This is a genomic window from Umezawaea sp., assembly GCF_036375055.1.
Taxonomy (GTDB): domain Bacteria; phylum Actinomycetota; class Actinomycetes; order Mycobacteriales; family Pseudonocardiaceae; genus Umezawaea.
Genome location: NZ_DASUSQ010000152.1, coordinates 21,879 through 47,254, shown reverse-complemented (window position 1 = coordinate 47,254; position 25,376 = coordinate 21,879). Strand labels below are relative to the sequence as shown.

21 protein-coding genes and 1 riboswitch are annotated in these 25,376 nt (G+C 71.4%); of the genes, 9 read left to right on the top strand and 12 right to left on the bottom strand.

The window, feature by feature from the left end:
- Positions 1–52: 52 nt before the first annotated feature.
- Genes VFZ92_RS36800 through VFZ92_RS36790 form a run of 3 tightly spaced genes read right to left on the bottom strand, consistent with a single transcriptional unit; the run spans position 53 to position 4,194 of the window.
- The gene (locus VFZ92_RS36800) at positions 53–1,651 is read right to left on the bottom strand and encodes a DUF885 domain-containing protein (RefSeq protein ID WP_330881676.1); all 1,599 of its coding nucleotides are present in this window, start codon (positions 1,649–1,651) and stop codon (positions 53–55) included.
- Between the two features lie 3 nt (positions 1,652–1,654).
- On the bottom strand, positions 1,655–2,701 hold the full coding sequence (locus VFZ92_RS36795; RefSeq protein ID WP_330881674.1) for an NAD(P)H-dependent flavin oxidoreductase: 1,047 nt from the start codon (positions 2,699–2,701) through the stop codon (positions 1,655–1,657).
- A gap of 17 nt (positions 2,702–2,718) precedes the next feature.
- Complete coding sequence (locus VFZ92_RS36790; RefSeq protein ID WP_330881672.1) at positions 2,719–4,194, bottom strand: chitinase; 1,476 nt, start codon at positions 4,192–4,194, stop codon at positions 2,719–2,721.
- Positions 4,195–4,433: 239 nt separating this feature from the next.
- Between VFZ92_RS36790 and VFZ92_RS36785 the strand changes: the two genes are divergently transcribed.
- Positions 4,434–4,871, top strand: coding sequence for an HD domain-containing protein (locus tag VFZ92_RS36785; RefSeq protein ID WP_330881671.1), 438 nt, complete (start codon positions 4,434–4,436; stop codon positions 4,869–4,871).
- Between the two features lie 127 nt (positions 4,872–4,998).
- A complete protein-coding gene (locus VFZ92_RS36780; protein WP_330881669.1) occupies positions 4,999–5,229 on the top strand; it encodes a hypothetical protein in 231 nt (76 codons plus the stop codon).
- Positions 5,230–5,415: 186 nt separating this feature from the next.
- On the opposite strand, the gene lepA is transcribed toward VFZ92_RS36780, so the two are convergent.
- Positions 5,416–7,251, bottom strand: a complete 1,836-nt coding sequence (gene lepA, locus VFZ92_RS36775) for a translation elongation factor 4 (protein WP_330881667.1) — start codon at positions 7,249–7,251, stop codon at positions 5,416–5,418.
- A gap of 101 nt (positions 7,252–7,352) precedes the next feature.
- Here lepA and VFZ92_RS36770 point away from each other — a divergent pair, with 101 nt between their 5' ends.
- Entirely contained in the window at positions 7,353–7,790 is a 438-nt protein-coding gene (locus VFZ92_RS36770; RefSeq protein ID WP_330881665.1) for a type II toxin-antitoxin system PemK/MazF family toxin, read from the top strand.
- An 87-nt stretch (positions 7,791–7,877) separates the two neighbouring features.
- On the opposite strand, the gene VFZ92_RS36765 is transcribed toward VFZ92_RS36770, so the two are convergent.
- From VFZ92_RS36765 to VFZ92_RS36750, 4 genes are read right to left on the bottom strand one after another with little or no spacing between them, the layout of a single operon-like run.
- Positions 7,878–8,636, bottom strand: coding sequence for a DUF4142 domain-containing protein (locus VFZ92_RS36765; protein ID WP_330881663.1), 759 nt, complete (start codon positions 8,634–8,636; stop codon positions 7,878–7,880).
- Positions 8,637–8,668: 32 nt separating this feature from the next.
- The gene (locus VFZ92_RS36760; RefSeq protein ID WP_330881661.1) at positions 8,669–9,511 is read right to left on the bottom strand and encodes a transglutaminase family protein; all 843 of its coding nucleotides are present in this window, start codon (positions 9,509–9,511) and stop codon (positions 8,669–8,671) included.
- A complete protein-coding gene (locus VFZ92_RS36755; RefSeq protein WP_330881659.1) occupies positions 9,508–10,458 on the bottom strand; it encodes an alpha-E domain-containing protein in 951 nt (316 codons plus the stop codon). The genes VFZ92_RS36760 and VFZ92_RS36755 overlap by 4 nt, the downstream gene beginning before the upstream one ends.
- Positions 10,458–12,125 (bottom strand): circularly permuted type 2 ATP-grasp protein, encoded by a 1,668-nt coding sequence (locus tag VFZ92_RS36750; RefSeq protein WP_414720105.1) that lies wholly within the window; start codon positions 12,123–12,125, stop codon positions 10,458–10,460. The genes VFZ92_RS36755 and VFZ92_RS36750 overlap by 1 nt, the downstream gene beginning before the upstream one ends.
- 126 nt (positions 12,126–12,251) lie before the next feature.
- Here VFZ92_RS36750 and VFZ92_RS36745 point away from each other — a divergent pair, with 126 nt between their 5' ends.
- Entirely contained in the window at positions 12,252–14,837 is a 2,586-nt protein-coding gene (locus VFZ92_RS36745) for a P-loop NTPase fold protein (protein ID WP_330881655.1), read from the top strand.
- Between the two features lie 13 nt (positions 14,838–14,850).
- Here VFZ92_RS36745 and VFZ92_RS36740 read toward each other — a convergent pair whose 3' ends face one another.
- A complete protein-coding gene (locus VFZ92_RS36740; RefSeq protein ID WP_330881653.1) occupies positions 14,851–16,215 on the bottom strand; it encodes a polysaccharide lyase 6 family protein in 1,365 nt (454 codons plus the stop codon).
- 129 nt (positions 16,216–16,344) lie between these two features.
- A complete protein-coding gene (locus tag VFZ92_RS36735; RefSeq protein ID WP_330881651.1) occupies positions 16,345–16,806 on the bottom strand; it encodes a GNAT family N-acetyltransferase in 462 nt (153 codons plus the stop codon).
- A 97-nt stretch (positions 16,807–16,903) separates the two neighbouring features.
- On the opposite strand from VFZ92_RS36735, the gene VFZ92_RS36730 reads away from it, so the two are divergent.
- The 4 genes from VFZ92_RS36730 (at position 16,904) to rpsT (ending at position 19,397) form a co-directional block, all read left to right on the top strand.
- Positions 16,904–17,827 (top strand): SPFH domain-containing protein, encoded by a 924-nt coding sequence (locus VFZ92_RS36730; RefSeq protein ID WP_330881649.1) that lies wholly within the window; start codon positions 16,904–16,906, stop codon positions 17,825–17,827.
- Positions 17,828–17,834: 7 nt separating this feature from the next.
- Entirely contained in the window at positions 17,835–18,038 is a 204-nt protein-coding gene (locus VFZ92_RS36725) for a hypothetical protein (RefSeq protein ID WP_330881647.1), read from the top strand.
- Positions 18,039–18,118: 80 nt separating this feature from the next.
- On the top strand, positions 18,119–18,874 hold the full coding sequence (locus tag VFZ92_RS36720; RefSeq protein ID WP_330881645.1) for a VOC family protein: 756 nt from the start codon (positions 18,119–18,121) through the stop codon (positions 18,872–18,874).
- Between the two features lie 262 nt (positions 18,875–19,136).
- On the top strand, positions 19,137–19,397 hold the full coding sequence (gene rpsT, locus VFZ92_RS36715) for a 30S ribosomal protein S20 (protein ID WP_330881643.1): 261 nt from the start codon (positions 19,137–19,139) through the stop codon (positions 19,395–19,397).
- Positions 19,398–19,544: 147 nt separating this feature from the next.
- Here rpsT and holA read toward each other — a convergent pair whose 3' ends face one another.
- Complete coding sequence (gene holA / locus VFZ92_RS36710) at positions 19,545–20,525, bottom strand: DNA polymerase III subunit delta (RefSeq protein ID WP_330881641.1); 981 nt, start codon at positions 20,523–20,525, stop codon at positions 19,545–19,547.
- A gap of 97 nt (positions 20,526–20,622) precedes the next feature.
- Positions 20,623–20,752: riboswitch (SAM riboswitch) on the top strand.
- 11 nt (positions 20,753–20,763) lie between these two features.
- Between holA and thrC the strand changes: the two genes are divergently transcribed.
- Positions 20,764–22,029, top strand: a complete 1,266-nt coding sequence (gene thrC, locus VFZ92_RS36705; RefSeq protein ID WP_330881639.1) for a threonine synthase — start codon at positions 20,764–20,766, stop codon at positions 22,027–22,029.
- 163 nt (positions 22,030–22,192) lie between these two features.
- Here thrC and VFZ92_RS36700 read toward each other — a convergent pair whose 3' ends face one another.
- Positions 22,193–25,333 carry a S8 family peptidase gene (locus VFZ92_RS36700; RefSeq protein ID WP_330881638.1) on the bottom strand — a complete coding sequence of 1,047 codons (3,141 nt, stop codon included), beginning with the start codon at positions 25,331–25,333 and terminating at the stop codon, positions 22,193–22,195.
- Between the last annotated feature and the right edge of the window lie 43 nt (positions 25,334–25,376).

The following is a 25,376-nucleotide window of genomic DNA, read 5'->3' as shown; positions in this document are numbered from 1 at the left end:
CCGGCGGCACCGCGTTCGACCCCGTCCCACGGCAGCGGGGGGACGGGCTCCGTCACGGGAACCGGCGCTCGACCAGGCGGGCGAGCGCGTCCATCGGCAGCGGGCCGTTGGCGAGCACGAGGTCGTGGAACCCCCGGAGGTCGAACCGCTCCCCCGCGCGCTCGGCGGCTTCGGCGCGCAGGCGGTCGAACTCCAGGCGCCCCACCATGTACGCGAGCGCCTGCCCCGGCATCTCGATGTACCGGTCGGTCTCGGACTGGATGTCCACGTCGGACATGGCGGTGAACTCCCGCAGGTACTCCACGACCCGCGCGCGGCTCCAGCCGAACGCGTGCAGCCCGGTGTCGACCACCAGCCTGGCGGCCCGCATCGAGTCGCTCGCGAGCATCCCCAGCCTGGCGACGTCGTCGGTGTAGAGCCCCATCTCGTCGGCGAGCCGCTCGGTGTAGAGCGCCCAGCCCTCGATGTGCGCCTCGATCGACGCCACCCGGCGCAGCAGCGGCAGGCCCTCGACCTCCTGGAGCAGCGCGAGCTGGAAGTGGTGCCCCGGAACGGCTTCGTGGAAGGCGACGGACTCGGCGGTCGTGCGGTTCTGCTCCCGCACCCGGTGGGCGTTGACGAAGTAGGTGCCCGGCCGCGACCCGTCCATCGCGGGGTCGATGTAGTACGCCATCGGAGCGTTGAGCTCGTCGGCCTCGGGGACCTGCTCCACCACGCACTTCGCGACCGGCACGCGGCCGAACCACGACGGCGCGGCGCGCTCGGCGCGCTCGATCGTGCCGCGGGCGACGGCCAGCACCTCCTCCGCGTCGCGCCACCTCAGGGTGTCCATCCGCTCGCGCACGGCGGCCAGCGTCGGGTAGCCCAGCGCGGCGTACTCGTCGGCGAGCCGGGCGATCAGGTCCACCCCGGTCCGGTGCAGCTCCTCGGGGGTGCGGTCGGTGGTGGTGAACACCCGGACCAGGGCCGCGTACGCCGCGTCGCCGCCGGGCAGCGCGCACAGGCCCGGCCGGTCGTCGGAGCGGCCGTGCGGCTCGACCTCGGTCACCACGAACCGCCGGTAGTCCGCGAACGCGGGCCGGACCACGTCGGCGAGGAGCCGGTCGCGTTCGGCGAGGAGCCCGTCGCCCAGCGGGACCTTCGCCAGCGGGTCGCCGTGCGGGTGGGCGAGGTAGCGCTCGATCCTGGCCAGGGCCGAGTGGACCAGGCGCGTGAGCGGGAGCCGTCCGGCGGCGATGCCCGCCCGGTTGCGGTCGGCCACCTGCGCGAGGAACCCCGGGATCGCGGCGAGCCTGGCCAGGTAGTCGCGCTGAGCGGCACCGCTGGTCGGCCGCACCAGCGGCAGCGTGCCGAGCAGCCCGGTGACCGGGGCCAGCAACGACTCGGAGTAGGTGTGCTCCACCAGCTTCGCGTCGATCCGGTCCACCAGTCCGTCCGCCTGGTGCAGGACGACGGCGAGGGTCGGGTCGTCCGGGTCGGCGGCGGCTCGGGCGCGGTCGCCGATCGCCACGGCCCGAGCCCGCATCTCGGCCTCGCCCGCCTCGCTGACGTCGCGGAGCCGGTCGTCGCGGCCCCCGACCCCCAGCAGGGTGGCGAACAGCGGATCGGCGTCCAGGACCAGCTCGACCGCGTCATCCGCCAGCTCGCCCACCGTCTACTCCGCTCCGAACCTGGCGGCGGCGTTCCGGATCGCCGTCCGCGCCTCGTCGTCCAACCGCCGCACCAGGTCCGCGGCCGGTGCCTCCTGGATCAGCGAGTAGGTCTGGCCCGCCCACAGCGACATCAGTTCGGGATCACCGGTGGCGCGGATCGGTTTCGTCATCAGGTGCAGGTTCGGGTACGCGGCCGGGGCGTGCGCGGTGTTCTCGCTGAGGAACCGGTTCACCAGCCCTCGGGCGGGCCTGCCGCTGAACGCGCGGGTCAGGGCGGTCCGGCGGTTCCTCTCCCGCAGCGCCGCCCGGTAGCCGGGAGCGGTGCCCGCCTCGGGGCACAGCAGGAACGCCGTGCCGAGCTGCGCGGCCACCGCTCCGGCCGTGACGACGGCGGCGACGTCCGCGCCGGTCACCAGCCCTCCGGCGGCGACCAGCGGCAGGTCGACGGCGGCGGCCACGAGCCGCAGGGCGGCGAGCGTGCCGAACAGCTCGCCGCCGCCCGGCGAGACGCCGTCGTCGGTGAGGGTGCCGCGGTGCCCGCCCGCGTCCGCCCCCTGCACGCACAGCGCGTCGGCGCCGATCTGGGCGGCCTGCCTCGCCTCGGCCGGGGTCGTCACGGTCACGACCGTGTACGAGCCCGCCGCGCGCAGCCTGCGCACCTCGTCGACGTCGGGAAGGCCGAAGGTGAACGACACCACCGGCACCCGCATGGCCAGCACCAGTTCGAGCTTCGCGGCGTAGGAGTCGTCGTCCCACACCGGGTCACCGGGCCGGACCCCGGCGAGCGCGGCCTGCTCGGCCACCCGCTCGCGGTAGACCGACAGGTCCACTGTGGACTTCGAGCCCGGCACGAAGAGGTTGACGCCGCAGGGCCGGTCGGTCAGCTCGGCGACCTCGGTGAGCTGACCTGCCAGCGCCTCGACGGTGAGCAGGCCGGCGGCCAGGAAACCCAGGCCACCGGCCGACCCCACTTCCGCGACCAGCTTCGGGGTGGACAGGCCACCCGCCATCGGCGCGGCGATCACGGGTACCGCCAGTCGTTCCAGCATGCACCCGACAGTAACCGCTACGGCAGCGAATCCAGGTGCGGTGCCACGGCGTTCGCGAACGCCCAGCCGTTGCTGGCGTCCCAGTTGATCGACCAGGTCATCGCACCGCGGATCGTCGGGTACGTGGTCGACGGCTTGAAGCTGCCGCAGTTCGTGCCCCTGGCGAGGCAGCTCAGGGCGTTGTTCACGGTCTGCGGCGAGACGTAGCCGCTGCCCGCGCCCGACGTCGACGCGGGGAGGCCGATGCCCACCTGGTCGGCGCGGAGCCCGCCCTGGAGCTGGATGCAGGCGAGCGCGGTGAGGAAGTCCACCCCGCCCTGGCTGTAGACCTTCTGGTCGCAGCCGAGCATCGAGCCGGAGTTGTAGTACTGCATGTTGACGATCGTCAGGATGTCCTTGACCGCCAGCGCCAGCTGGAAGTAGCCGCCCGCGGTGGACTGCATGTCGATGGTCTGCGGAGCCATCGTGATGATCTTGCCGCCACCCGCGTGGATCTTGCGCAGCGCCGACGCCATGTGGGTGGCGTTGATGCCGTTCTCCAGGTCGATGTCGACGCCGTCGAACCCGTAGTTCGCGATCAGCGAGTTCATGCTGGTGGCGAAGTTGTTCGACGCCGTCGCGTCACCGACGCCGATGGTGCCCTTCTCGCCGCCGACCGACAGGATCACCTTCTGGCCACGGGCCTTCACGGTCCGGATGTCCGCTTTGAACTGCGCGTCGGTGTAGCCGCCCAGCGCGCTGGACAGGCCGGGGTCGAGGGCGAACGTCACCGCGCCCGGCGTACCGGGGACCGCGTCGGCGAACGAGACCGCGATGATGTCGTAGGTGGTGGGCACGTCGGCGATCTTCAAGACCCTGGCGCCGTTGTTGAAGTTCTGCCAGTAGCCCGTGAGCACGTGCTTCGGCAGCGACGTCCCGGGCTGGCCGGGCGTCGTCGTGGTCGTGGTGGTGGTCGTCGTCGTGGTCGTCGTGGTGGTGGAGGTCGTCGTGGGCGGGGTGCCCGGACCGTCCACGGCGACGTCGTCGGCGAAGTACGCGGGCTGGCCGTACCAGCCGTGCAGGTAGATGGTCACCGTGGTCGCCGACGCGCTGGTGAAGTCCAGCGACAGCTGCGTCCACGAGCCCGAGCCGGGCGTCCAGGTGCTCTTCTCACCCGTGCTCGTGCCGGTGGCACCGAGGTAGGTGTAGCTGCCCTGCACCCAGGCGGACAGCTTGTACGCGGTGTTCGGCACCACGGTCACGGTCTGCGAGCAGCGCGCGTTGTCCTGCCCCGCGGGGGCGCCGGACAGCGCGAACGACCCGGAGCGCTTCGGGCTGGACACCGCGGAGGCGCCGCCCGAACAGGTCCACGAACTGGTGTTCCCGGCCTCGAAGCCGAAGTTGCCCACCAGGTTCGCCGCGGACGCGTTGCCCACGACGATCAAGCCAAGGCCCGCGAAGGCCACGAGCGCGCTCAGCACAGCGACCAGCGCTCGTCTCGTCTTCGTACCCACGTGCACCTCACCAGATCCACTCGGCGGCCGCGGCCCGGACACGTGATGTGGGCCACCCGAAAAATGGACTAGACCACTAGCGCCTGTCAAGGTTTCCGAACGCGTTGGGCCGAAAGCTCCGCGGCGGTTGGGCCGAACGGCCTGAAACGGACCGGTGGGCGTTTATCCCGTGGTGGACTGGGAATGCAGGCCACAGGACAGCAACACGGTCATCCGACCGTGGAGGTCGGAGGAAGATCATGACGTTCACGCTCCCGGATGCCGTCAACCTCGCCCGTCGGGCGCACGAGGGCCAGGTCGACAAGTCGGGCAACCCCTACATCGACCACCCGCTGCGGGTCATGACCCACGTGGACGGTGTCGCCGAGCAGATGGCGGCCGTGCTGCACGACGTCGTCGAGGACACGACCGTCACGCTCGACGAACTGGTCGAACTGGAGTGCCCGTCGATCGTCGTGCGGGCGGTGGAGGCGTTGACCCACTTCCCCGACGAGCCCCAGTCGGCCTACCTCGCCAGGGTCGCCGCCGACCCGATCGCACTGGCGGTGAAGCGCGCGGACATCTCCGACAACCTGTCGCCGGACCGGACGGCGCTGCTCGAACCGGCCGAGCGCGAGCGCCTGCGCGAGAAGTACGAGACCGCCCTGCGACTGCTGGACTACTACGAGAACGGGTGAACGTGCCGTATACCACAGGTAACGGCGTCCTGCGAGACAGATCACCCTCGGAATCGATGCAGAAGGGCGAAAAAAGGTGAAGGATGGGTGGTGCACGAAGACCGAGCACCACTAGTCGAAGGACGAGATGACACACCCCACCACCGCCATCAGGACACTGCGCACCAGCCTGTCGAGCCGCCGCGCGGCCCGGCGGAGCCGCCAGAGCCTCGAACGGCAGTTGGCCAGCTACAACACCCCGAGCGACCGGCTGGACCTGGACGCCATGCTGGACCGGCACGACTCCGAGGACGCCGCCGAGATCAAGGCGATCCTGCACAGCCAGTCGATGGAGCGGATCATCCGCACCGGGAACTGACGGCTAGGCCGTTCACCGTCGAACGCGTCTGCGCGCCCGTTCCGAGGGCCGTGATCTGACAGCAGGTTCGACGTCCCACCCAGAGGCCACCCCGGCAACGCTGCCGAGGGTGGCCTTCGTCGTCGCGGGACACGCGAAAGCGCCGCGCGCTGGTGGCGCACGGCGCTTCCGATGGGGCTCGGACTACTACTTCTTCTTCTTGTCGTCGTCGGTCGACAGCGCCGCCACGAAGGCCTCCTGCGGCACCTCGACGCGCCCGACCATCTTCATGCGCTTCTTGCCGACCTTCTGCTTCTCCAGCAGCTTGCGCTTGCGGGTGATGTCACCGCCGTAGCACTTGGCGAGGACGTCCTTGCGGATCGCGCGGATGTTCTCGCGCGCGATCACCCGTGAACCGATGGCGGCCTGGATCGGGATCTCGAACTGCTGGCGGGGGATCAGCTCGCGCAGCTTCGACGCCATCCGCGTGCCGTAGCCGTACGCCGAGTCCTTGTGGCAGATGGCGCTGAACGCGTCGACGGCCTCGCCCTGGAGCAGGATGTCGACCTTGACCAGCTCCGAGCTCTGCTCGCCCGACTCCTCGTAGTCCAGCGACGCGTAGCCGCGGGTGCGGGACTTCAGGTTGTCGAAGAAGTCGAAGATGATCTCGCCGAGCGGCATCGTGTAGCGCAGCTCGACGCGGTCCTCGGACAGGTAGTCCATGCCACCGAGCTGGCCGCGCTTGCTCTGGCACAGCTCCATGATCGCGCCGATGTAGTCGCTGGGCGCGATGATCGTGCACTTGGTGACCGGCTCGTAGATGTCGGCCATCTTGCCGTCCGGCCAGTCGGACGGGTTGGTCACCGTGTGCACGGCGCCGTCCTCCATGACCACGCGGTAGACCACGTTGGGCGCGGTGGAGATCAGGTCGAGCCCGAACTCCCGCTCCAGCCGGTCGCGGGTGATCTCCAGGTGCAGCAGGCCGAGGAAGCCGCAGCGGAAGCCGAAGCCCAGCGCCGCCGACGTCTCCGGCTCGTAGGTCAGCGCGGCGTCGTTGAGCTGGAGCTTGTCCAGCGCCTCGCGCAGCTCCGGGTAGTCCGAGCCGTCGACCGGGTACAGGCCGGAGTAGACCATCGGCCGGGGCTCGCGGTAGCCGGCCAGCGGCTCGGTCGCGCCCTTGCGCTCGGAGGTGACGGTGTCGCCGACCTTCGACTGGCGGACGTCCTTCACGCCGGTGATCAGGTAGCCCACCTCGCCGACGCCCAGACCCACGCTGGGCTTGGGCTCGGGCGAGATGATCCCGACCTCCAGGATCTCGTGCACCGCGCCGGTCGACATCATCTTGATCCGCTCGCGCGGGGTGATCTTGCCGTCCACGACGCGGATGTAGGTCACGACGCCGCGGTAGGTGTCGTAGACCGAGTCGAAGATCATCGCGCGGGCCGGGGCGTCGGCGTCGCCCACGGGCGGCGGCACCTTCAGCACGACCTCGTCGAGCAGCTCCTGGACGCCGAACCCGGTCTTCGCCGAGACCCGCAGCACCTCCTCGGGCTCGCACCCGATGATGTGCGCGATCTCCTTGGCGTACTTGTCCGGGTCGGCCGCCGGGAGGTCGATCTTGTTCAGCACCGGGATGACCGCGAGGTCGTTCTCCAGCGCCAGGTAGAGGTTCGCCAGCGTCTGGGCCTCGATGCCCTGCGCGGCGTCCACCAGCAGCACGGCGCCCTCGCAGGCCTCCAGCGCTCGGGACACCTCGTAGGTGAAGTCCACGTGGCCGGGCGTGTCGATCATGTGCAGCACGTGCGGCTTGTCCGCCACCTGCCACGGCAGGCGCACGTTCTGCGCCTTGATCGTGATCCCGCGCTCGCGCTCGATGTCCATGCGGTCCAGGTACTGGGCGCGCATCAACCTCGGGTCGACGACGCCGGTGATCTGCAACATCCGATCGGCCAGGGTCGACTTGCCGTGGTCGATGTGAGCGATGATGCAGAAGTTCCGGATGAGGTCCGGAGGCGTGAACGTCTTGTCGGCGAACGTGGTCACTCAAGTTCCTCGCGCATTAGGACGGGGGACACCACATCATCTCATGGCGCGCGAACCCGCTTTTACCTGCTCATGTGAGACGCAGGCCATAAGCTCTGCCGGTGTTCGCAAATGGAGAGGACGCCCGCCCGCTCAAGGGCGCGGTCCGCGAGGTGCACTCGGCCGCTGTCGCCGCCACCCTGGAGTACTCCCCCGACCTGGACGGCCTGGCCGATCCGGGCGAGATCGTGTGGGCGTGGGTGCCCTTCGAGGAGGACCCCGAGCGGGGCAAGGACCGCCCGCTGCTGGTCGTGGGCAGGCACCGGCGCTCGCTGCTCGGCCTGATGCTGTCCAGCAAGGAGCCGGACGGCCACGAGCTGGACGACTGGGCCGACCTCGGCTCCGGCCGGTGGGACCGCGACGGGCGGCACTCCTACCTGCGGCTGGACCGCGTGTTCGAGCTGGACGAGCACGACATCCGCCGCGAGGGCTCCGTGCTGGAGCCGGAGCGGTTCAGCACGGTCGTCGACGTCCTGCGCTCGCGCCACGGCTGGCGCTGACCCCGTCCACCGGTCGGATCCCCCCGCGCCGGGCGAGGCGCGGGGGGATCCGCCCAGCGGGACGTCGAACCGCTGGACCGAGGGGTGCTAGCCGCGGAACCGCTGCTTGGCGCGGCCCCCGAGGAGCATCCTGAGCCCGACCAGCGTCACCACGATCAGGACACCGCCGATCACCAGGATGAGCGGCATGCTCATCTCCGGGCCGACCGCGGCTTTGACCTGCGGGGCGGCGGCGCCCGCCGCGGGCGCGATCGTCGCGATCGGGATGTTCTTGGTGTCGGTGAAGTCGACCTTGCCGGTCTTCTCCAGCACCGTGATGTGGTCGAGCACCGTGCGCATGCAGACGTCGGCGTAGTCGCGGATCAGGGTGTTGCGGGTGCCCGCGCGCACCTGCGACAGGAAGATGTAGACCTTGCCGTGCGCGGCGCGGAGCCGGTTGGCGTAGATCTTGTCGAACTCCTCGCTGCCCGCGGGGGCCGCGGTCATCTCGCGGAGCCAGCCCTGCTGGTCGGCGTTGGGCGTCGTGGGCAGGGGGACGTTGAGCATCTTGCCCAGTTCGATCACGCGGGCGTCGAGGTCGGTGTGCCCCTCGATCAGGTGCCGACCCGCCTCCTGCACGAGGGGGTTGGCCGACTTCTCCACCCCCATCTGGCCCGCCGGGCCTTCCCAGAGGCCCGCGAGGCGGACCTTCACCAACATGTCGCGGGCCGCTGCGTCAAGCGGCCCCCACTGGGTCTGCTCGACCTCGGTGTTCACCGGCTGGCCGGTCGCGGTTCCGGCCAGGGGCAGGGCGAGCGCGGCGAAGACAACGACCAGCGACGCGGCAGCAGATCGAAGGAGGCGCATGCCCCTGACTACGGATGGGACGCGGTAGGGGTTCAAGCCAAACGGGTAACTTCCACCGTCACGTCCAGGGCCGAGGCGTCGCCCCCGGAGTAGGTGCCCTTGAGGGGTGCCACGTCGGCGTAGTCCCTGCCCAGGGCCACCCAGATGTGCCTCGGCCCGACCGGGATGGCGTTGGTCGGGTCGTACCCCCACCAGCCTCCCGTCCAGGCCTCGACCCACGCGTGGCTCTCGCCGCGCACGGTCTCCCGCACAGCGCCGTCCGGCTTGGTGTGCAGGTAGCCGGAGACGTACCGCGACGGGACGCCCATCGCCCGCAGCAGCACCAGCGTGAGGTGCGCGAAGTCCTGGCAGACGCCCTCGCGGGCGCGCCACGCGTCGACCGCGGAGCTGTGCACGCCGGTCGAGCCGGGCTGGTACTTGAGCTGCTCGTGCACCCAGTGGCACGCGGCGAGCACCGCGTCCGCCGGGGTCGCGCCCCTGCGCAGGTCACGCGCGACGGCCGCGAGCTCCTTGTCCTTCGGCACGTACGGCGTCCAGTCCAGGAACTCCGTGTACCGGTCGACCAGCGCGTCGGCCTTCAGGTCCGCCCAGCCGCCGGAGCGGATCGGCTCGTTCTCCTCGCCGGTCTCCACGACCGACGACGCGACGACCTTCAGCTCCACGTGCGGGGCGTGCAGGTCGAACGACGTGACCTCGGTGCCCCAGTAGTCGGTGTACCGGTAGGACCTGGTCGCGGGCGTGGTCTCGACCCGGCTGACGACGACGTTCTGCCGCCGGTCGCCGCGCGGGGTCAGCCGCGCCTCGTTGTAGGACTGGGTGACCGGCAGGGCGTACCGGTACCCGGTGGTGTGCACCACCCGCACCCGCCAGCTCACGAGGTCACCTCCGCGTTGGTCCACGCCACCCACGGCACGGAGTGGAAGTACTGCAACGACACGGCTTCGCCGACGTCGCGGACGGTCGCCTGGAGCGCCTCGAGCCTGCGCGGCAGGTCGTCGAGGAGGTCGTGGGGGCGCAGGAACTCCAGGTCGCTGCGGGCCTGGCCGAGCAGCCGCAGCGCCTCGGCGCGCGCCCCGACCCGCACGCTGGGCTGGTGGTCGAGGTGCTCCAGGCACGACTCCGCCTGCCGCAGCGCGTGGAACACCGAGCGCGGGAACAGCCGGTCGAGCAGCAGGAACTGCACGACCCGGCCCGCGTCCAGCGCGCCCCGGTAGGTGCGCAGGTACGTGTCGTGCGCGCCCGCCGAGCGCAGCACCGTGACCCAGCCGGGGGAGGACGCCTTGTCGCCGACGCGGGAGAGCAGCAGCCGGACGATCATGTCGACGCGCTCCACCGAGCGGCCGAGGACGAGGAAGCGCCAGCCGTCGTCGCGGCTCATCGTCGAGTCGGCGAGCCCGGCGAACATCGCCGCGCGCTCCTCGACGAACGAGAAGAACGCGTGCGGGCCGACCGTGCGGGCGTAGCGCTGCCGCTCGGGCACCGCGTTGTACATCGTGTTGAGGCACTCCCACATCTCGCTCGACACGACCTCGCGGGCGCCCTTGGTGTTCTCCCGCGCGCTGCTGACCGACGCGACGATCGACCCGGCGTTGTCCCCGGAGTACGCCACCAGCTCGGTCAGCGACCACACGTCCAGGACCTTGCCGTCGTCCGGCGGCTCGATGCCCAGCACGGCCAGCAGCTGGCGGCTGGTCGCGTCGGGGTCGACGGTCGCGTCCTCCAGCAGCTGGTGCACCGAGACGTCGAGGATGCGGGCCGTGTCGTCCGCGCGTTCGACGTACCGCCCGATCCAGTACAGCGACTCCGCGTTGCGAGCGAGCATCAGGCCTCCCCGGTCCGGTGCGAAAGCTGCTGCTGCTGTTGCTGCTGTTGCTGGGAGCTGGACAGCTCCGGCCCCTGCTCGGCGGCGATGGCGGCCACCTTCCCCGCACCCGCGAGCCCCGGCTCCGCCAGTTCGCGCTCCACGGTGGACGACCGCGGCGCGAGCACCCACGTGTCCTTCGACCCGCCGCCCTGCGAGGAGTTCACGACCAGGCTGCCCCTCGGCAGCGCCACCCGCGTCAGCCCGCCCGGCAGGACGAAGATGGAGTCGCCGTCGTTGACCGCGAACGGCCGCAGGTCGACGTGCCGCGGCACCAGCCGGTCGCCGATCTTGGTCGGCACCGTCGAGAGCTGCACCACCGGCTGCGCGATCCAGCCCCGCGGGTTGGACCTGATCCGCTTGCGCAGCGAGTTCAGCTCCCTGGTCGTCGCGTACGGGCCGAACACGATCCCGTACCCGCCGGAGCCCTCGACGGGCTTCACGACCAGCTCGTCGAGGTGGTCGAGCACGGAGGAGCACTCGTCGGGCAGCCAGCAGCGGAACGTGTCCACGTTCGGCAGCAGCGGCTTCTCGCCCAGGTAGTACTGCACGATCTCCGGCATGTAGGTGTAGACGAGCTTGTCGTCCGCGACGCCGTTGCCCACGGCGTTGGCGATGACGACGTTGCCCGCGCGGGCGGCGTTGAGGAGCCCGGCGACCCCGAGGACGGAGTCCGGCCGCAGGTGCACCGGGTCGAGGAAGTCGTCGTCGATGCGGCGGTAGATCACGTCCACCTGCCGCTCGCCCTCGGTCGTGCGCAGGTAGACGAGGTTGTCGCGGCAGAACAGGTCACGCCCCTCGACCAGTTCCACGCCCATCTGCCGCGCGAGCAGCGAGTGCTCGAAGTACGCCGAGTTCGCCACGCCGGGCGTCAGCACGACGACGTTCGGGTCGGCCGCGTTCGGCGCCGCCGCGTTGCGCAGCGCCCGCAGCAGGTGCACCGCGTAGTCGCCGACCGCCCGCACCCGGTGCCGCGCGAACAGGTCGGGGAACACCCGCGCCATCGTCCGGCGGTTCTCCATCACGTACGACACCCCGGACGGGCAGCGCAGGTTGTCCTCCAGCACCCGGAACACGCCGTCCTCGTCGCGCACCAGGTCCACCCCGGACACGTGGACGCGCACCCCGTTGGGCGGGTTGATCCCCGTCGCCTCCCGGTGGAAGTGCTCGCAGGACGTGATCAGCCGCCGCGGCAGCACCCCGTCCCGCACGATCTGCGCGTCGCCGTAGATGTCGGCGAGGAACATCTCCATCGCCCGCACCCGCTGCACGATGCCGCGCTCGAGCTTGGTCCACTCCGACGCCGTGAGGATCCGCGGGATCAGGTCCAGCGGGAACGGCCGCTCCTGCCCGGACAGCGAGAACGTGATGCCCTGGTCGACGAACGCCCGCCCCAGCGCCTCCGACCGGGCCGTCAGGTCCTCGACCTCGGACGGGGCGATCGAGTCGTAGAGCGCCCGGTACGCCGACCGGACGCCCTCGTCGGAGTTGAACATCTCGTCGTACGCGCCCGCGTGCGGCCGGTCGGGGTCGAGGTAGTCGTCGAACAGCTTGCTCGGCCGCGGGGCCGTCACGGCACGGCCGCGCCGCAGGGCTGAAGTGCGCGTTCGACGTTCCATGGTCGACATACTGACCCGCCGGGTGGCGTTCGCGCACTACCCGGAGCGGGGAAGTGCGGGACGGAAACGTGGCGGAAACATCACGGGTCCGCCGACGCCGTCACCCGGTGTGACCGCGAAGGCGACAATGGTGGTGTGGAGCCTTCGTCGAGCCCCCTCGTCCCGGACCCCGGCCCCGACCCGGTGCTGTCGATCGACACGGGTGCCGTGGTGCTCGGCCTGGCCGCGTTCACCGCCTCGGACGGCGTCCCCGTGCTCGCGGCGGCGTGCGCCAGCGGCGAGATCCCGCTCTGGAACGCCGAGACCGGGACGCCCCGCGGTTCGCTGGGCAGCCACCTGGGTCCCGCCAGGGTGGTGCGAGCGGACGGGACGTCGTACCTGGTGACCGTGAGCACCGATCGGAGCGTGCGGGTGTGGGACGCGGACACCGCCGGGTACCTCGGCGGCGTCCAGGTGAACGACGTGGTCCAGGACGTGGCGCTGTACGGCCACCCGTCCGCGCGGCGGATCGCGATCGTCACCGGCGCGGGCGCGCTGCGGACCGCCTCCGTCGACTCACCGGACGTGGTCGGCGAGTCGAGCGTCGCGGACGTGACGGCGGTGGCGGCCCACGGCGGAGGACTGGTCATCGCGCACGCGGACGGCCTGACCGTGGAGGCGGGCGGGAGCAGGAGGCACTTCGCCGCCCCGGCCGGGATCCGGCTGATGGCCGCGGCGGGCAACCACCTCGCGACCTGCGGCGTCGACGACGCGCTCGTGCTGAGGAACCTCGACACCGGCGAGAAGGTCCGGCGGCTGAGCGGCCACACGACCACCGTGACCGCCCTGGAGTGGATCCCGGTGGCGAACGGCGGCCACCTGCTCGTGTCGGCGAGCGACGGCGGCACCCTCCGAGTGTGGGACCCCGACACGGGCGCGCAGACCGGGGTCTTCGCCCCCTCGGGCCGGATCAGCGCGTTGACCAGCTTCACGGCCGCCGACGGCCGTCAGCGCGTCGTCTCGGCGGGACCGGACGGGATCGTCGAGGTGTGGGACCCGCTGCACCCGCCGCTGCCCCGCCTCGGCCCGGTGCTCACCCGCGGTTTCGGCGACCGGACGGCCACCGTCGACCTGCTCGGCCGCGACGCGTTCGTCCGCACCGCGGCCGAGTTGCTGCGCCCCCAGTCCACGACGGACTCCGACGTCGGCCCGAACGTCCTCACCGTCGAGGGTCCGTGGGGCTCCGGCAAGAGCACGGTGCTGGAACTCGTCAAGGCCCGGTTCCCCACCACCGTCGAGACCGGACCCGGCGAGCGGCTCCGGGTCTGGCAGGCCGACCGCCTGCTGCGCCGTCCCCCGGTGGGCCGTCCGACGAACGACGTGCCGCACACCGGGTCCGTCGTGGCCACCTTCAACCCGTGGCGCCACCAGTCCAGCGAACAGGTGTGGGCAGGCTTGGCCAAGTGCGTCACCAAGGCGGTGGAGGAAGCGCTCCTGCCGGACCCCGACGGCCGTGAGCGGCACTGGTTCACCAGCAACACCGCCCGGATCGACCGGCGGCACACCCAGCGGGAGCTGTGGAAGCGGATCAGGTCCCCGTTCCTCACCGTCGGCGTCCTCGGGCTGGGACTCACGATCGTCGCCCAGCTGGCGAGGCTCCCGATCCCGCTGCCCTGGCTGGTCACCGTTCCGGCCGCTCCGCTGGTCCTCGGCCTCCTGCACACCGCGAAGCGCTACCTCTGGGACCGGGCGTCGGCGTTCCTGCCCGGTGAGCTGTTCGCGGGTCCGGTGAGCATGGCCGCGGCGAGCGCCCAACCGGTGGCCGACCCGTACTACAACGCCAGGTCCGGCTACCTCTACCTGGTCCAGCACGACGTGGCGGAACTCCTGCTCGACCTGGAGCAGCGCGGCCTCCAGCTCGTCGTGTTCGTCGACGACCTCGACCGCTGCACCCCGAGGACCACCGCCGAGGTGTTCGAGGCGATCAACGTGTTCCTCTCGGACGCGTTGCCCCGCACCAGGTTCGTCCTCGGCCTCGACCCGGTGGTCGTGGCCTCGCACGTCGACCACGCCTACCGGGAGCTCGCCGAGGCCGAGGTCGTGGCGCACCCGGACGACCCGAGTCCCGGCTGGACGTTCCTCCGCAAGCTCGTGCAGCTCCCGATCCGGCTGCCCCGGACCACCGCCGACAACGTCACCCGCGTGCTCGACGCGCACCTCGGCCCGGTGCACCGCTCCGCTCCGGACGTCGTCGAGGAGCCCGCCCGCCCCTCGGCCGGGTCGACGCCCACGGCGTCGGCGACCACCGGCGGCGAACCCGGCACCGGCTCCCGGCTCCCGGCCCCCGTGGTCGAGGCCGTGGTGATCGCCATCGAGCGGCACCCGGCCGTCCGCGACTACCTGCACCGCCGGTTGACCGCCCAACCCGAGCAGTCGATCCGCGAGGAGAAGCGGCTCATCAACGTGTGGCAGTTCTACCTGCGCGCGCTGGCTCCCCTGGACACCGCCCGCGCCTGCCACCTGGTGACCATCGCCGAACTGGTCACCAGGTGGCCCGCCTACCAGCACATCCTCCGCAACCACCTGGGGAACCTCGCCGCCGCCAAGGACGACGACCTCGCCTGGGGCACGGCACTGGCGAAGGCGCAGTTCAAGCACGCGGGCGCGGCGGCCAACCTGCGCGCGCTGCTGAACGACTGCGACGCGCGGGCGGTCGTCGCGCTGGCCGAACGCCTGCTCTAGTGCGGTGACCGCGCTAGGGAGCCGACGGACCCACGTCCGCCCTCGTCAGCGGCTTGCGCGCCACCGACCCGCCGAACTCGTCCGCACCCACGTCCAGCGCGCCGGTCCGGGCGTGCGGGTCGAAGTCGGTCGTCACGGTCGGGTAGCTGCCCGCGGCCGTGTCGACCGCCGGGCTGCCCGCCGACAGCCGCGACAGGCCCGCCGCGTCCACGACGAGCTTCGGGTCGACGTCGCGGTAGCCGTGGGGGATCCCGGCCGTGGCACCGAAGACGATGTTGCCCTCGTACCGCACCGTCGACCCGCTCGCGATGTCGACCAACCGCGTCTGCGCCGTCCCGCGCACGATGTTGTTGGCCAGCACGCAGTCCTTCGGCAGGAACGCGCCACCGTCGTTGTCGACCACCTGCCCGGTGCCGATCAGCGTGTTGAACGCGACCGTGACGCGGTCCGGCCGGTCGTGACCGGTGCTGGTCGGACCGCTGTCGGCCTCGCTGCCGGTGCCGAACACGATCGCGCGGTCACCGGAGTTCTGGACGTAGTTGTTGACGACCCGGTGGTCGTTGCCGTGGAAGCGGACGCCGGAGCCGAGCAGGACGTTGCCGTCGACCAGGTTGCGGTTGCCGTGGCGCAGCACGACGTAGCCCGTGCTGTCGCGGATCGTGTTGTGCCGGATGACGTTGTCCGACGACTTGACCGAGATCGCCTCGGGGTCGCCGTCGGCCTTCTCGAACAGGTTCAGCTCGATCACCGCGCGCGCCGACTGCGACTGCTTGTGGCTGTAGCCGAGCCGGATGGACTCACCGCCGTTGGAACCGGTGAACGCGTGGTTGTAGAAGTGGTTGCGGTGGATCCTCGTCCGCTGCGCGATCGTCGTGCCGGGGCCGGAGACCTGGAGGAACACCCCCTCGGTGCCGCGGTTCTGGAACGTGTTGCGGTCGACCTCGACGTCGTTGCCGTTCACGGTGACCCAGTTGCCCGCGCTCGTGAGCTGCACGGAGTTGCGGGTCAGCCGCAGGTGGTGGGCGTCGCCGGGCACCGACAGGCCGCCGCCGTGGCGGAGGGCGAAGCCCTGGAGCACCACGTCGTGCAGGCCCGCGGCGAAGGAGAACCCGGTGCTGCCCTTGATCTCGGCGCCGCCGACGGTGGCCGCCGCGACGGTGATCGGCGCCCCGGAGGTGCCGGACCTCGTGATCGCGATGGCGGCGTTCGCGGTGTACGAGCCGTTCGCCAGCTCGATGCGGTCACCGGGGCCCGCGTTGCTCAACGCGGTTTGCAGTGCCGACAGGCTCGTCACTCTCACCACGGCCGCCGACGCGGGAACCGCCGCGCCGACGCAGATCACCGCGGCCGACAGGATCACGGGTAGAACTCGCCTCATTGCCAACTCCACAGGTCCGCTGGCGGCGGCCCCAGCACCGTAACCGACGATCGGCGGCGAACCTAGTGCCGCGCTCGCCGCGTGTTCGGCGCTGAGCAGGACGCCTGGGTGCCGCCACCGATCGTGGCCCTAGAGGGCGAGCGCCATCCGGACGTGCGGCGGCTCGCCGCCCCGGCCCACCTCGCACCACCCGTGGCGGGAGTAGAAGCCGCGGGCGCGGGTGTTCGGCTCGAACACGTCGAGGCCCGCGACCTCGGCCCCGGCCGCCCGCCAGACGTCGACGCACGCGGCGTGCAGCGCGCCGCCGACCCCCCGTCCCCAGTGGTCGGGACGTACCTGGAGCTGGAGCAGTTCGGCCCCCACGACCAGCGCGAACCCCACCACGACGCCGGAGTCCTCCGCGCACAGCCAGAGCCGGTCGGGCCGTTCGACCCGGTCGGCGTAACCGGTGGCGCGGACCTCCTCCTCCCACGCGGCCAGCTCCGCTTCCGGGAGGTGGCCCTCGTAGTAGCTGCGGCGGGCCGGGACGTGGACGTCGACGATGGCCTGCGAGTCGGCGGCCCGTGCGGTGCGCACGACGAGGTTGCCCATGGTCGGTGGACGCGCGGCGAGGCCGGAGGTTGCGACCAGGCCTATCAAAGTGATATCACTTTAATAGCAAGCGGGACGAGGACAAGGGGTGGGGACGATGAACGCGACGACCGACATAGTGGAGCGGATGCCCGCACCGGCGATCCGGGAGCGCGAGGCTCTGGGGCTGTCGGGGATCCCGGCGTTCTTCATCGGGCTGGCCGTGACCCTCGCGGGCGCGGCGACGATCGTGCTGAGCGTGGTGAACGACCCCGACGACCCGAACGTGCTCCTGATCGTCGCGGGCTCGCTGGTCGCGGTCGCCGGGGGGATCGGGCTGGGCGGGCTGTTCACCGTGGCGCCGGGCGAGGCCAGGGTGCTCCAGTTCCTCGGGCGGTACGTCGGCACGGTCCGCACGGACGGGCTGCGGTGGGCCAACCCGTTCACCACGCGCAGGAAGGTGTCGACCAGGATCCGCAACCACGAGACGTCGGCGCTGAAGGTCAACGACGCCGACGGCAACCCGATCGAGATCGCCGCGGTCGTCGTGTGGCAGGTGGACGACACCGCCCGCGCCCTGTTCGAGGTCGACGACTTCGTGCGGTTCGTGGGCATCCAGACCGAGACGGCGGTGCGGCACATCGCGAACAGCTACCCGTACGACAACCACGACGAGGCGGGGCTGTCGCTGCGGGAGAACGCCGACGTGATCACCGAGACGCTGTCGATCGAGATCGCGGCACGGGTGCAGGCCGCGGGCGTGCACGTGATCGAGTCGCGGCTCACGCACCTCGCCTACGCGCCGGAGATCGCCCACGCGATGCTCCAGCGGCAGCAGGCGGGAGCCGTGGTCGCGGCCAGGTCGAGGATCGTGGAGGGCGCGGTCGGCATGGTGGAGCTGGCGCTGGAGAAGCTCGCCGAGCACGACGTGGTCCAGCTCGACGAGGAGAGGAAGGCGGCTATGGTGTCCAACCTGCTGGTCGTGCTGTGCGGCGACCGGTCGACCCAGCCCGTGGTCAACACGGGATCGCTGTACACCTGAGGACGACGTGGTAGAGCGCAAGAGCGTCCTGCTCAGACTCGACCCGGCGGTGCACGACGCGCTGACCAGGTGGGCGGGCGACGAGCTGCGGAGCGCCAACGCGCAGATCGAGTTCCTGCTCAGGCGCGCGCTCAAGGAGGCGGGCAGGCTGCCCGGTTCGGCGGCCGAGCAGCCCAAGCGCGGCAGACCGCGCAAGGAACCCGAGGACTGACCACCCGGCCGCGCGCCCCCACGGGTCGCGCGGCCGCTCCGCACCCCCGAGACTGTGCGGGTGATCGAGGGAGGCAGGCCATGAGCGAACTGACCACGCCGTACGCGCACGGCACGCCCGCGTGGGTCGAGCAGCTGACGACGGACCTGAAGACCACCGCGGACTTCTACCGGGGGCTCTTCGGCTGGGACTACGAGACCGACGGGTACACGATGGCGCTGCTGCGCGGCCGACCCGTCGCCGGGTTCCGCGAGATGCCGCGCGACGCGCTGTTCTCGGTGGTGTGGACGACCTTCCTGGCCACCGACGACGTGGACGAGTCGGTGGAGCTGACGACCGAGCACGCGGGCACCCTGCTGGTGCCGGTGTTCGAGATGGAGGGTCGGGGTCGCGGCGCCATCGCGGCGGACGCGACCGGCGCGTCGTTCGGCATGTGGGAGGCAGGCACGCACATCGGCGCGTACGTCGTGAACGAGCCGGGCGCGGTGGTGTGGAACGAACTGGCGGCCAGGGACCTCGACCGCGCGGCGGAGTTCTACCGCGACGTGTTCGACGTCGAGGCGGAGAGCACCCCCGACGCGGGCTACACGCGGTTCAAGGTGGACGACCGGGCGGTCGGCGGCGCGTTCGCGATGACCGACGAGGTGCCCGCCGACATCCCCCCGCACTGGATGACCTACTTCGGCGTGACGGACGTCGACGAGGCCGTCGCGCGGGTCGTGGAACTCGGCGGGATCGCGGTGGGCGACCCCACCGACTCCGCCCTCGGCCGCTTCGCCACGGTCGGCGACCCGCTCGGTGCCCCCTTCCGGATCCTGGACGTCTCCACGGGCTGAACCGCCGCGAACTCAGCTGGCGCGGATCCCCGCGACGCCCTCACCGGTCCCTCGTCGAGAGCAGGCCCACGGCGGGGCGGTCCTCTCCCGAGGCCCCGCTCACGGTCCGCTGACCAGCCCGGTTCCTGCTGGTCGGCGACCTGCTGCTAGTCTTGCTGGCCGTACCCGCGTGGCATTCCGCACTGGAGGAAACCTGCCCTCACCGGCAGGGCCGAAACACCAACGCGGTACACCCCCAACGTAAGAGAACGAGGGCGTCAGCATGGCCAACATCAAGTCCCAGCTCAAGCGGATCAAGACCAACGAGAAGGCTCGGCTGCGGAACAAGTCCGTCAAGTCTTCCCTGAAGACCGCGGTGCGCAAGTTCCGCGAGGCCGCCGACGCCGGCGACAAGGACAAGGCCACCGCGCTCCTGCAGGACGTGTCCCGCAAGCTCGACAAGGCCGCGACCAAGGGCGTCATCCACGCCAACCAGGCCGCCAACAAGAAGTCGGCCCTGGCGAAGCGCGCCAACCAGATCTGATTCGTCGATCGGGTCCTTGCCGAGAGGGCGTCACCCCCAGGGGTGGCGCCCTCTCGGCGTTCCACGGAAGCTGCCCTCCGCCGTGAGCAGCGGCACCCACCAGCCACTGCTCACGGCAGAAGACTCACACGGGGCGATGGACGATGCTCAGCGGCGCCCGTGCACGGCCACGATGCGCAGCACGGCCCTTTCCAACGCGTAGTCGGCGTCGGCGGCCACGCCCTTCACGTCGGCGTTCAACAAGGCCACCACCGACATCGCCTCGGCCAATCCGGGGGAATCCCACCCCCGCGCCTGCCCCTGGGCCTTCTTCACCTTCCACGGCGGCATCCCCAGCGACCCGGCCAGCTGGAACGGGTCCGCTCGACCGGCCGCCGACACCCGCGCGATGGTCCGCACCGAGTCCGCCAGCGCGTCCGCGACCAGCACGTGCGGCACCCCGAGCTGCATGGCCCAGCGCAGCGCCTCCAGCGCACCGGCCCGGTCCCCCGCCACGGCCTTCTCCGCGACGGCGAAGCCGGTGACCTCGGCGCGCCCGCGGTGGTACCGGCGCACCTCGTCGGCGTTGATCTTCCCGCCGCTGTCGGCCACCAGCTGCGAGGCGGCGGCGGCCAGCTCGCGCAGGTCCGTGCCGACGGAGTCGATCAGCACCGAGACGCCCTCGGGGTCGATCTTCCCGCCCGCCGCGCGGACCTCGTTGCGCACGAACGCCTCGCGCTCGGACGCCTTGGTGATCTTCGGGCACTCGACGGTCACCGCGCCGGCCTTCTTCAGCGCGGCGGGCAGCTCCTTGGCCGCCTTGCTGCGCCCGCCGCCGGAGTGCACGACCACCAGCGTGATGCCGTCGGCGGGGGCCTTGGCGTAGGCGATGACCGTGTCGGCGATCTCCTTGCCCGCCTCCTGCGCCGCCTCCAGGGCGATGACCCGCCCCTCGGCGAACAGCGACGGGCTGACCAGTTCGGCCAGCTCGGGCGGGGTGAGGTCAGTCACCCGGACGCGGGTCAGGTCGGCCTGGGCGTCGATGGCGCGCGCCGCGTCCAGGGCCGCGCGGATCGCCCTTTCGACCAGCAGTTCCTCGTCGCCGACCACGAGTTGCAACGGATCGGGGGCGACAGCGGCAGCGCTCACGGCACGAATCCTCCCACGCTCCGCGCACTCCCGAAGTGTGGACACCGGTGGTCGAAGGGCGGGAGGGTGCCGTAACTTGGGGACCACAACTGAATACCGCTCATCCAGAGGGGCAGAGGGATCGGCCCGAAGAAGCCCCGGCAACCCGATCGTCAGGTACTCGCACGCGTGCGGGCGCTCGACGGTCATGGTGCCAATTCCGACCCGCGATGCGGGACAGATGAGGAGTTACCTCGCGATGACTGCTGTCAGTGTGCCCACGAGCACCTCGTTCGACCTCGGCCCCGCCCGCGCGCTCTCGTGTCGCGAGTGCGGCCACGAAACCCCTCTCGCCGCCGAGTACGCGTGCATCGAGTGTTTCGGGCCGCTGGAAGTGGCCTACGACTTCGGCCGGATCCGCCGCGAGGACATCGAATCCGGCCCCCGGTCGATCTGGCGCTACCGCGGCCTCCTGCCCGTTCCGTCGACCGTCCAGTCCCACCCGAACACCGAGCCCGGCGGCACGCGCCTCGTGCGGGCCGACCGGCTCGCCAAGGCCCTCGGGCTGCGCAAGGTGTGGGTGAAGGACGACACCGGCAACCCCACGCACTCCTTCAAGGACCGCGTGGTCGGCGTGGCCCTCGCCGCGGCCCGTGAACTCGGCTTCACCGTGCTCGCCTGCCCGTCCACCGGCAACCTGGCCAACGCCGTCGCCGCCGCCGCGGCCCGCGCGGGCTGGGAGTCGGTCGTGCTCGTGCCCTCCTCGCTGGAGCAGGCCAAGATCCTCATGACCGCCGTGTACGACGGCGCCCTGATCGCCGTCGACGGCAACTACGACGACGTGAACCGCCTGGCGCAGGAACTGGCTGCCGAGCACGAGGACTGGGCGTTCGTGAACGTCAACGTCCGCCCGTACTACGCCGAGGGCTCCAAGACCCTGGGCTACGAGGTCGCCGAGCAGCTCGGCTGGCGGCTGCCCGAGCAGATCGTCGTGCCGATCGCGTCCGGCTCGCAGCTCACCAAGGTCGACAAGGCCTTCCGCGAGTTCGGCGAACTCGGCCTGGTCGAGCAGACCCCGTACAAGGTCTTCGGCGCGCAGGCCACCGGCTGCTCCCCCGTGTCCGCCGCGTTCAAGAACGGCCACGACGTGGTCCGCCCCGTCCGCCCGGACACCATCGCCCGCTCCCTCGCGATCGGCGCGCCCGCCGACGGCCCGTACGTGCTGGACGCCGTCCGCCGCACCGGCGGCGCCATCGAGGACGTCACCGACGAGGAGGTCGTCGAGGGCATCCGCCTGCTGGCCCGCACCGAGGGCATCTTCGCCGAGACCGCGGGCGGCGTGACCGTCGCGACGGCCAAGAAGCTGGTCGAGACCGGCAAGCTCGACCCCGACGCGGAGACAGTGCTGCTCATCACCGGCGACGGCCTCAAGACCCTCGACGCCGTCTCCCACACCCTGGCCCCGCTGGCGACCGTGCCGCCGTCGGCGCAGGCAGTGCTGGACGCGCTCGCCTCCAGGCGCTGACCGGAACGGCCACCTCCTGACCGCGACACCGGTAGGGCCGCACCCGACCTGACCGCGACACCGGCGGAGCCACACCCAGCCCGACCACAACACCCGTAGAACCACCACCCCTGACCACGACACCGGTGGGGCCGCACCCAGCTTGGGTGCGGCCCCACCGTCGTCAGCGCAGCAGGTAGGCGTCGATGATGGTCTGCTCGACGCTCCCTCCCGACCGGTCAGCCGCCTTGGCCCGCAACGACACCGACCTGGCGCCCTCCGGGTGCGACAGCGTCAGCACACGGCCGCCGTTCACCGCGACCGCCTGCCACGTGACGCCGCTGTCGTAGGACACCTCGGCCGACGTGATCCGCTTCCGCGCCTGGACCACACCGGCCTGGTTCTGCACCGATACCGGCACGGGGAACACCCGACCGGCGGGCGCGGTGCCCGCGGAGTCGAGCTTCGGCGCGTAGCGGATCACCGAGATCGGCAGCGCCGCGATCTCCGCGGTCCGATCGGACCGGAAGGTCCACACCGCCGACACCCTGGTGCTGAACGGAGTCGTGCTCCGCACCGCGTCGGTGGTGAGCCGGTAGTCCGCCGCACCGTCCGGCAGCGCGAAGCGCCCGTAGCCGGGAGAGGCGCTCTCGGCCAGCAGCTCACCGCCGCGGTAGAGCTTCAGCGCGCCCACCGCGGGCGCCTGCCCGGCGTTGCCCGCCCCGTCGCCGAACAGCGGCAGGTTCGCCACCAGTTCGGAGTCGTCGCGGTACAGCCACGGCCGACCGCGGTTGTCCGTCAGGCTCGGCCCGAAAACGGCGTGGTGGAAGGACTCCTCGTACGCCTTGCGCGGCGCGTACGACTTCGGCGGCCCGTCCAGCCCACCCCGGTAGCCCTCCGGGCTCTGAACGGTGAGCCGCCGCGCCCAGTCCGCGTTCTCCCCGCCGTAGAACTCGGTCCGCACACCGGGCGCGGTGAACGCCTCGATCGCACCCCAGCCCCACTCACCCTGCCCGTGAGCGGTGGACGCGTTGCCGATCGTCACGGACTCCCCCGGCCCCGGAGCACCGACGTCGACCCGCACGGTCGCCAGGTCCGCCTTGTCGACCACCTTGGTCAACCCCGTGTGCGTCCTCCCCTTCAGGTACCAGGCGAGCCCGTAGAACTCGGCCCCGCCCTTCGCGACCCAGCTCGTGCTGAGCTTCCCGGTCACCTCGCCGGGCGGCGCCTCCGGCCCGAGGTGCGCCAGACCGACGTGCGACGTCCCTCCACCGAACGAGAACCCACCGATCTGGTAGGTCTTCGCCCCGTGGACCCGCTGGAAACCCGTCTCCAGCAACGACAACCGCGCCGTCGGGTCCGGCAGCGTCAGCACGACCGGCTTCGCCAGCCGCGCGTCCAGGTCGATCGTGGTGGGACCGCTGACCGTCAGCTTCGGGTAGCTGAACGAGTCGTGCGTGTACACCGCCCCCGATCCCTGCACGGACCCCGACAGCAGGTACTCGCCGACCGGCACCCGTCGCCGCAGCTTCCCGTCCGCGTCCTTGGCGAGGGACACGAACTCACCCGTCTCCACGTTCGTCATGAACGCCGAGAAGTGCTCAGCCTTCTCACCGGACCGCTGGGTCCCGTTCACGACCAGGTCGTAGCTCTCCGGCTCCAGGTCGACCACCACGGCGGTCCGTGCGCTCGCGGTGCCCGACGCGGCGACCAGCGCCCCACCGAACTGCCCACCGGCGGGCGCCTTGCCCACGTCGGCCACGACCGTCGCGGTCGCCGTGCCACCCGCGGGCACCGTGAGCCGAGCGGGCTCGACGGCGAACAGCCCAACGGGCGCGGGTGCCCCATCCGGTGCGGTCGTGTCGACCCGCAGGTCGAGCGTCAACGGCACCGCGCTGTCGTTGCCGTAGCTCACCTCCTTGGTGATCAGGGGCTCACCGGTGTGCGGCCACTGGTGCGACCCGAACGCGACGCTGCTCGGCCGGCTGGTGATCGCCTGCGTCATCGCCCGAGCCGAGTCCACCCGCCCGGCCCCCTGCTCGAACGGCGTCAGACCGGCGGTGGGAGCGGCCGACGCGACGAGCCGCGCCTTGAGCTGCTCACGCGTCAGCTCCGGGTACTGCTGCGCCAGCAACGCCGCCGCGCCCGCCACGTGCGGGGTCGCCATCGACGTGCCGGACAGTGCGGTGTAGCCGTCCACGACCGGTGGACCGATGCGCCCGTCAGCGTGCCGAGCGGCCACGATGTCCACACCGGGCGCCGTGATGTCCGGCTTGATCACCCCGCCACCCACCACGGGCCCGCGGCTGGAGAAGTCCGCGATCCTGTTGTCGCGGTCCACCGCACCGACCGTCAGCGCCTCGTCCGCGGTACCCGGCGACCCGATGGAACCCGCTCTGGGCCCGGAGTTGCCCGCGGCGATCACGAACAGCGTCCCGTACGTCGTGGACAGCGTGTTCACCGCTTCCTCGAGCGGATCGACCCCGGGGGTGTCGTACCCGCCGAGACTCATGTTCACGACCGCCACACCCTGCTCGGCCGCCCACTGCATCCCCGCGATGATCCCCGAGTCCGCACCGCTGCCGGAGTCGTCGAGCACCTTGACGTCCAGGATCCGCGCACCGTGCGCCACACCCCGGTACGCACCGCCTCCCTTGGCACCGGTGCCCGCGATGATCGACGCCACGTGCGTGCCGTGCCCGTAGTGGTCGACGGCGTCCTTCGAGTTCGAGAAGTTCCGCTCCCCCACCTCCCTGTCCGCGAGATCCGGATGGGTCTGGTCGACCCCGGTGTCGAGCACCGCGACCGTCACACCCTCACCGGTGTAGCCCGCCGCCCACGCGGCGGGCACCCCGATCTGCGGCACGCTGCGATCCAGCGACGCGGTCCGCACCCCGTCCAGCCACACCTTCTTGATCCCGGACCCGGCCAGCGCACCAACCCCGGTCAACCCGCTCCACAACCCGGAGCCCGCCGACTTCTCGACGTCGACCGCGACACCGTTGACGCTGGGCAGGTCGACCGTCACCGCCGTGCCCGCGGTGGCGGCGAACGACCGCTGCCCAGGCTGGTAGGTCACGATCAACGGCACCGTGTCCCGCTGCCCGTCCCCGTACCCGGAGGCGATCAGCTCGGTCACGTCGAACAGCCGCCGATCGAGCACCCCCTTGGCCAGCAACGGTTCCGCGTCCGCGGGCACCACGTAGCTGTGCCCGTCGCTCTCGAACGTCGAGAACCACATCCCCTCTCGCCCAGGCCCCGGCTCCAGGTACCCGGCCGACCCCTTCGAACCGGGGAACACCCGGTCACCGGTCAGCAGAGTCACCGACTCACCACCGGTGCCCGACCGCACGCCGGACGGCTCGGAC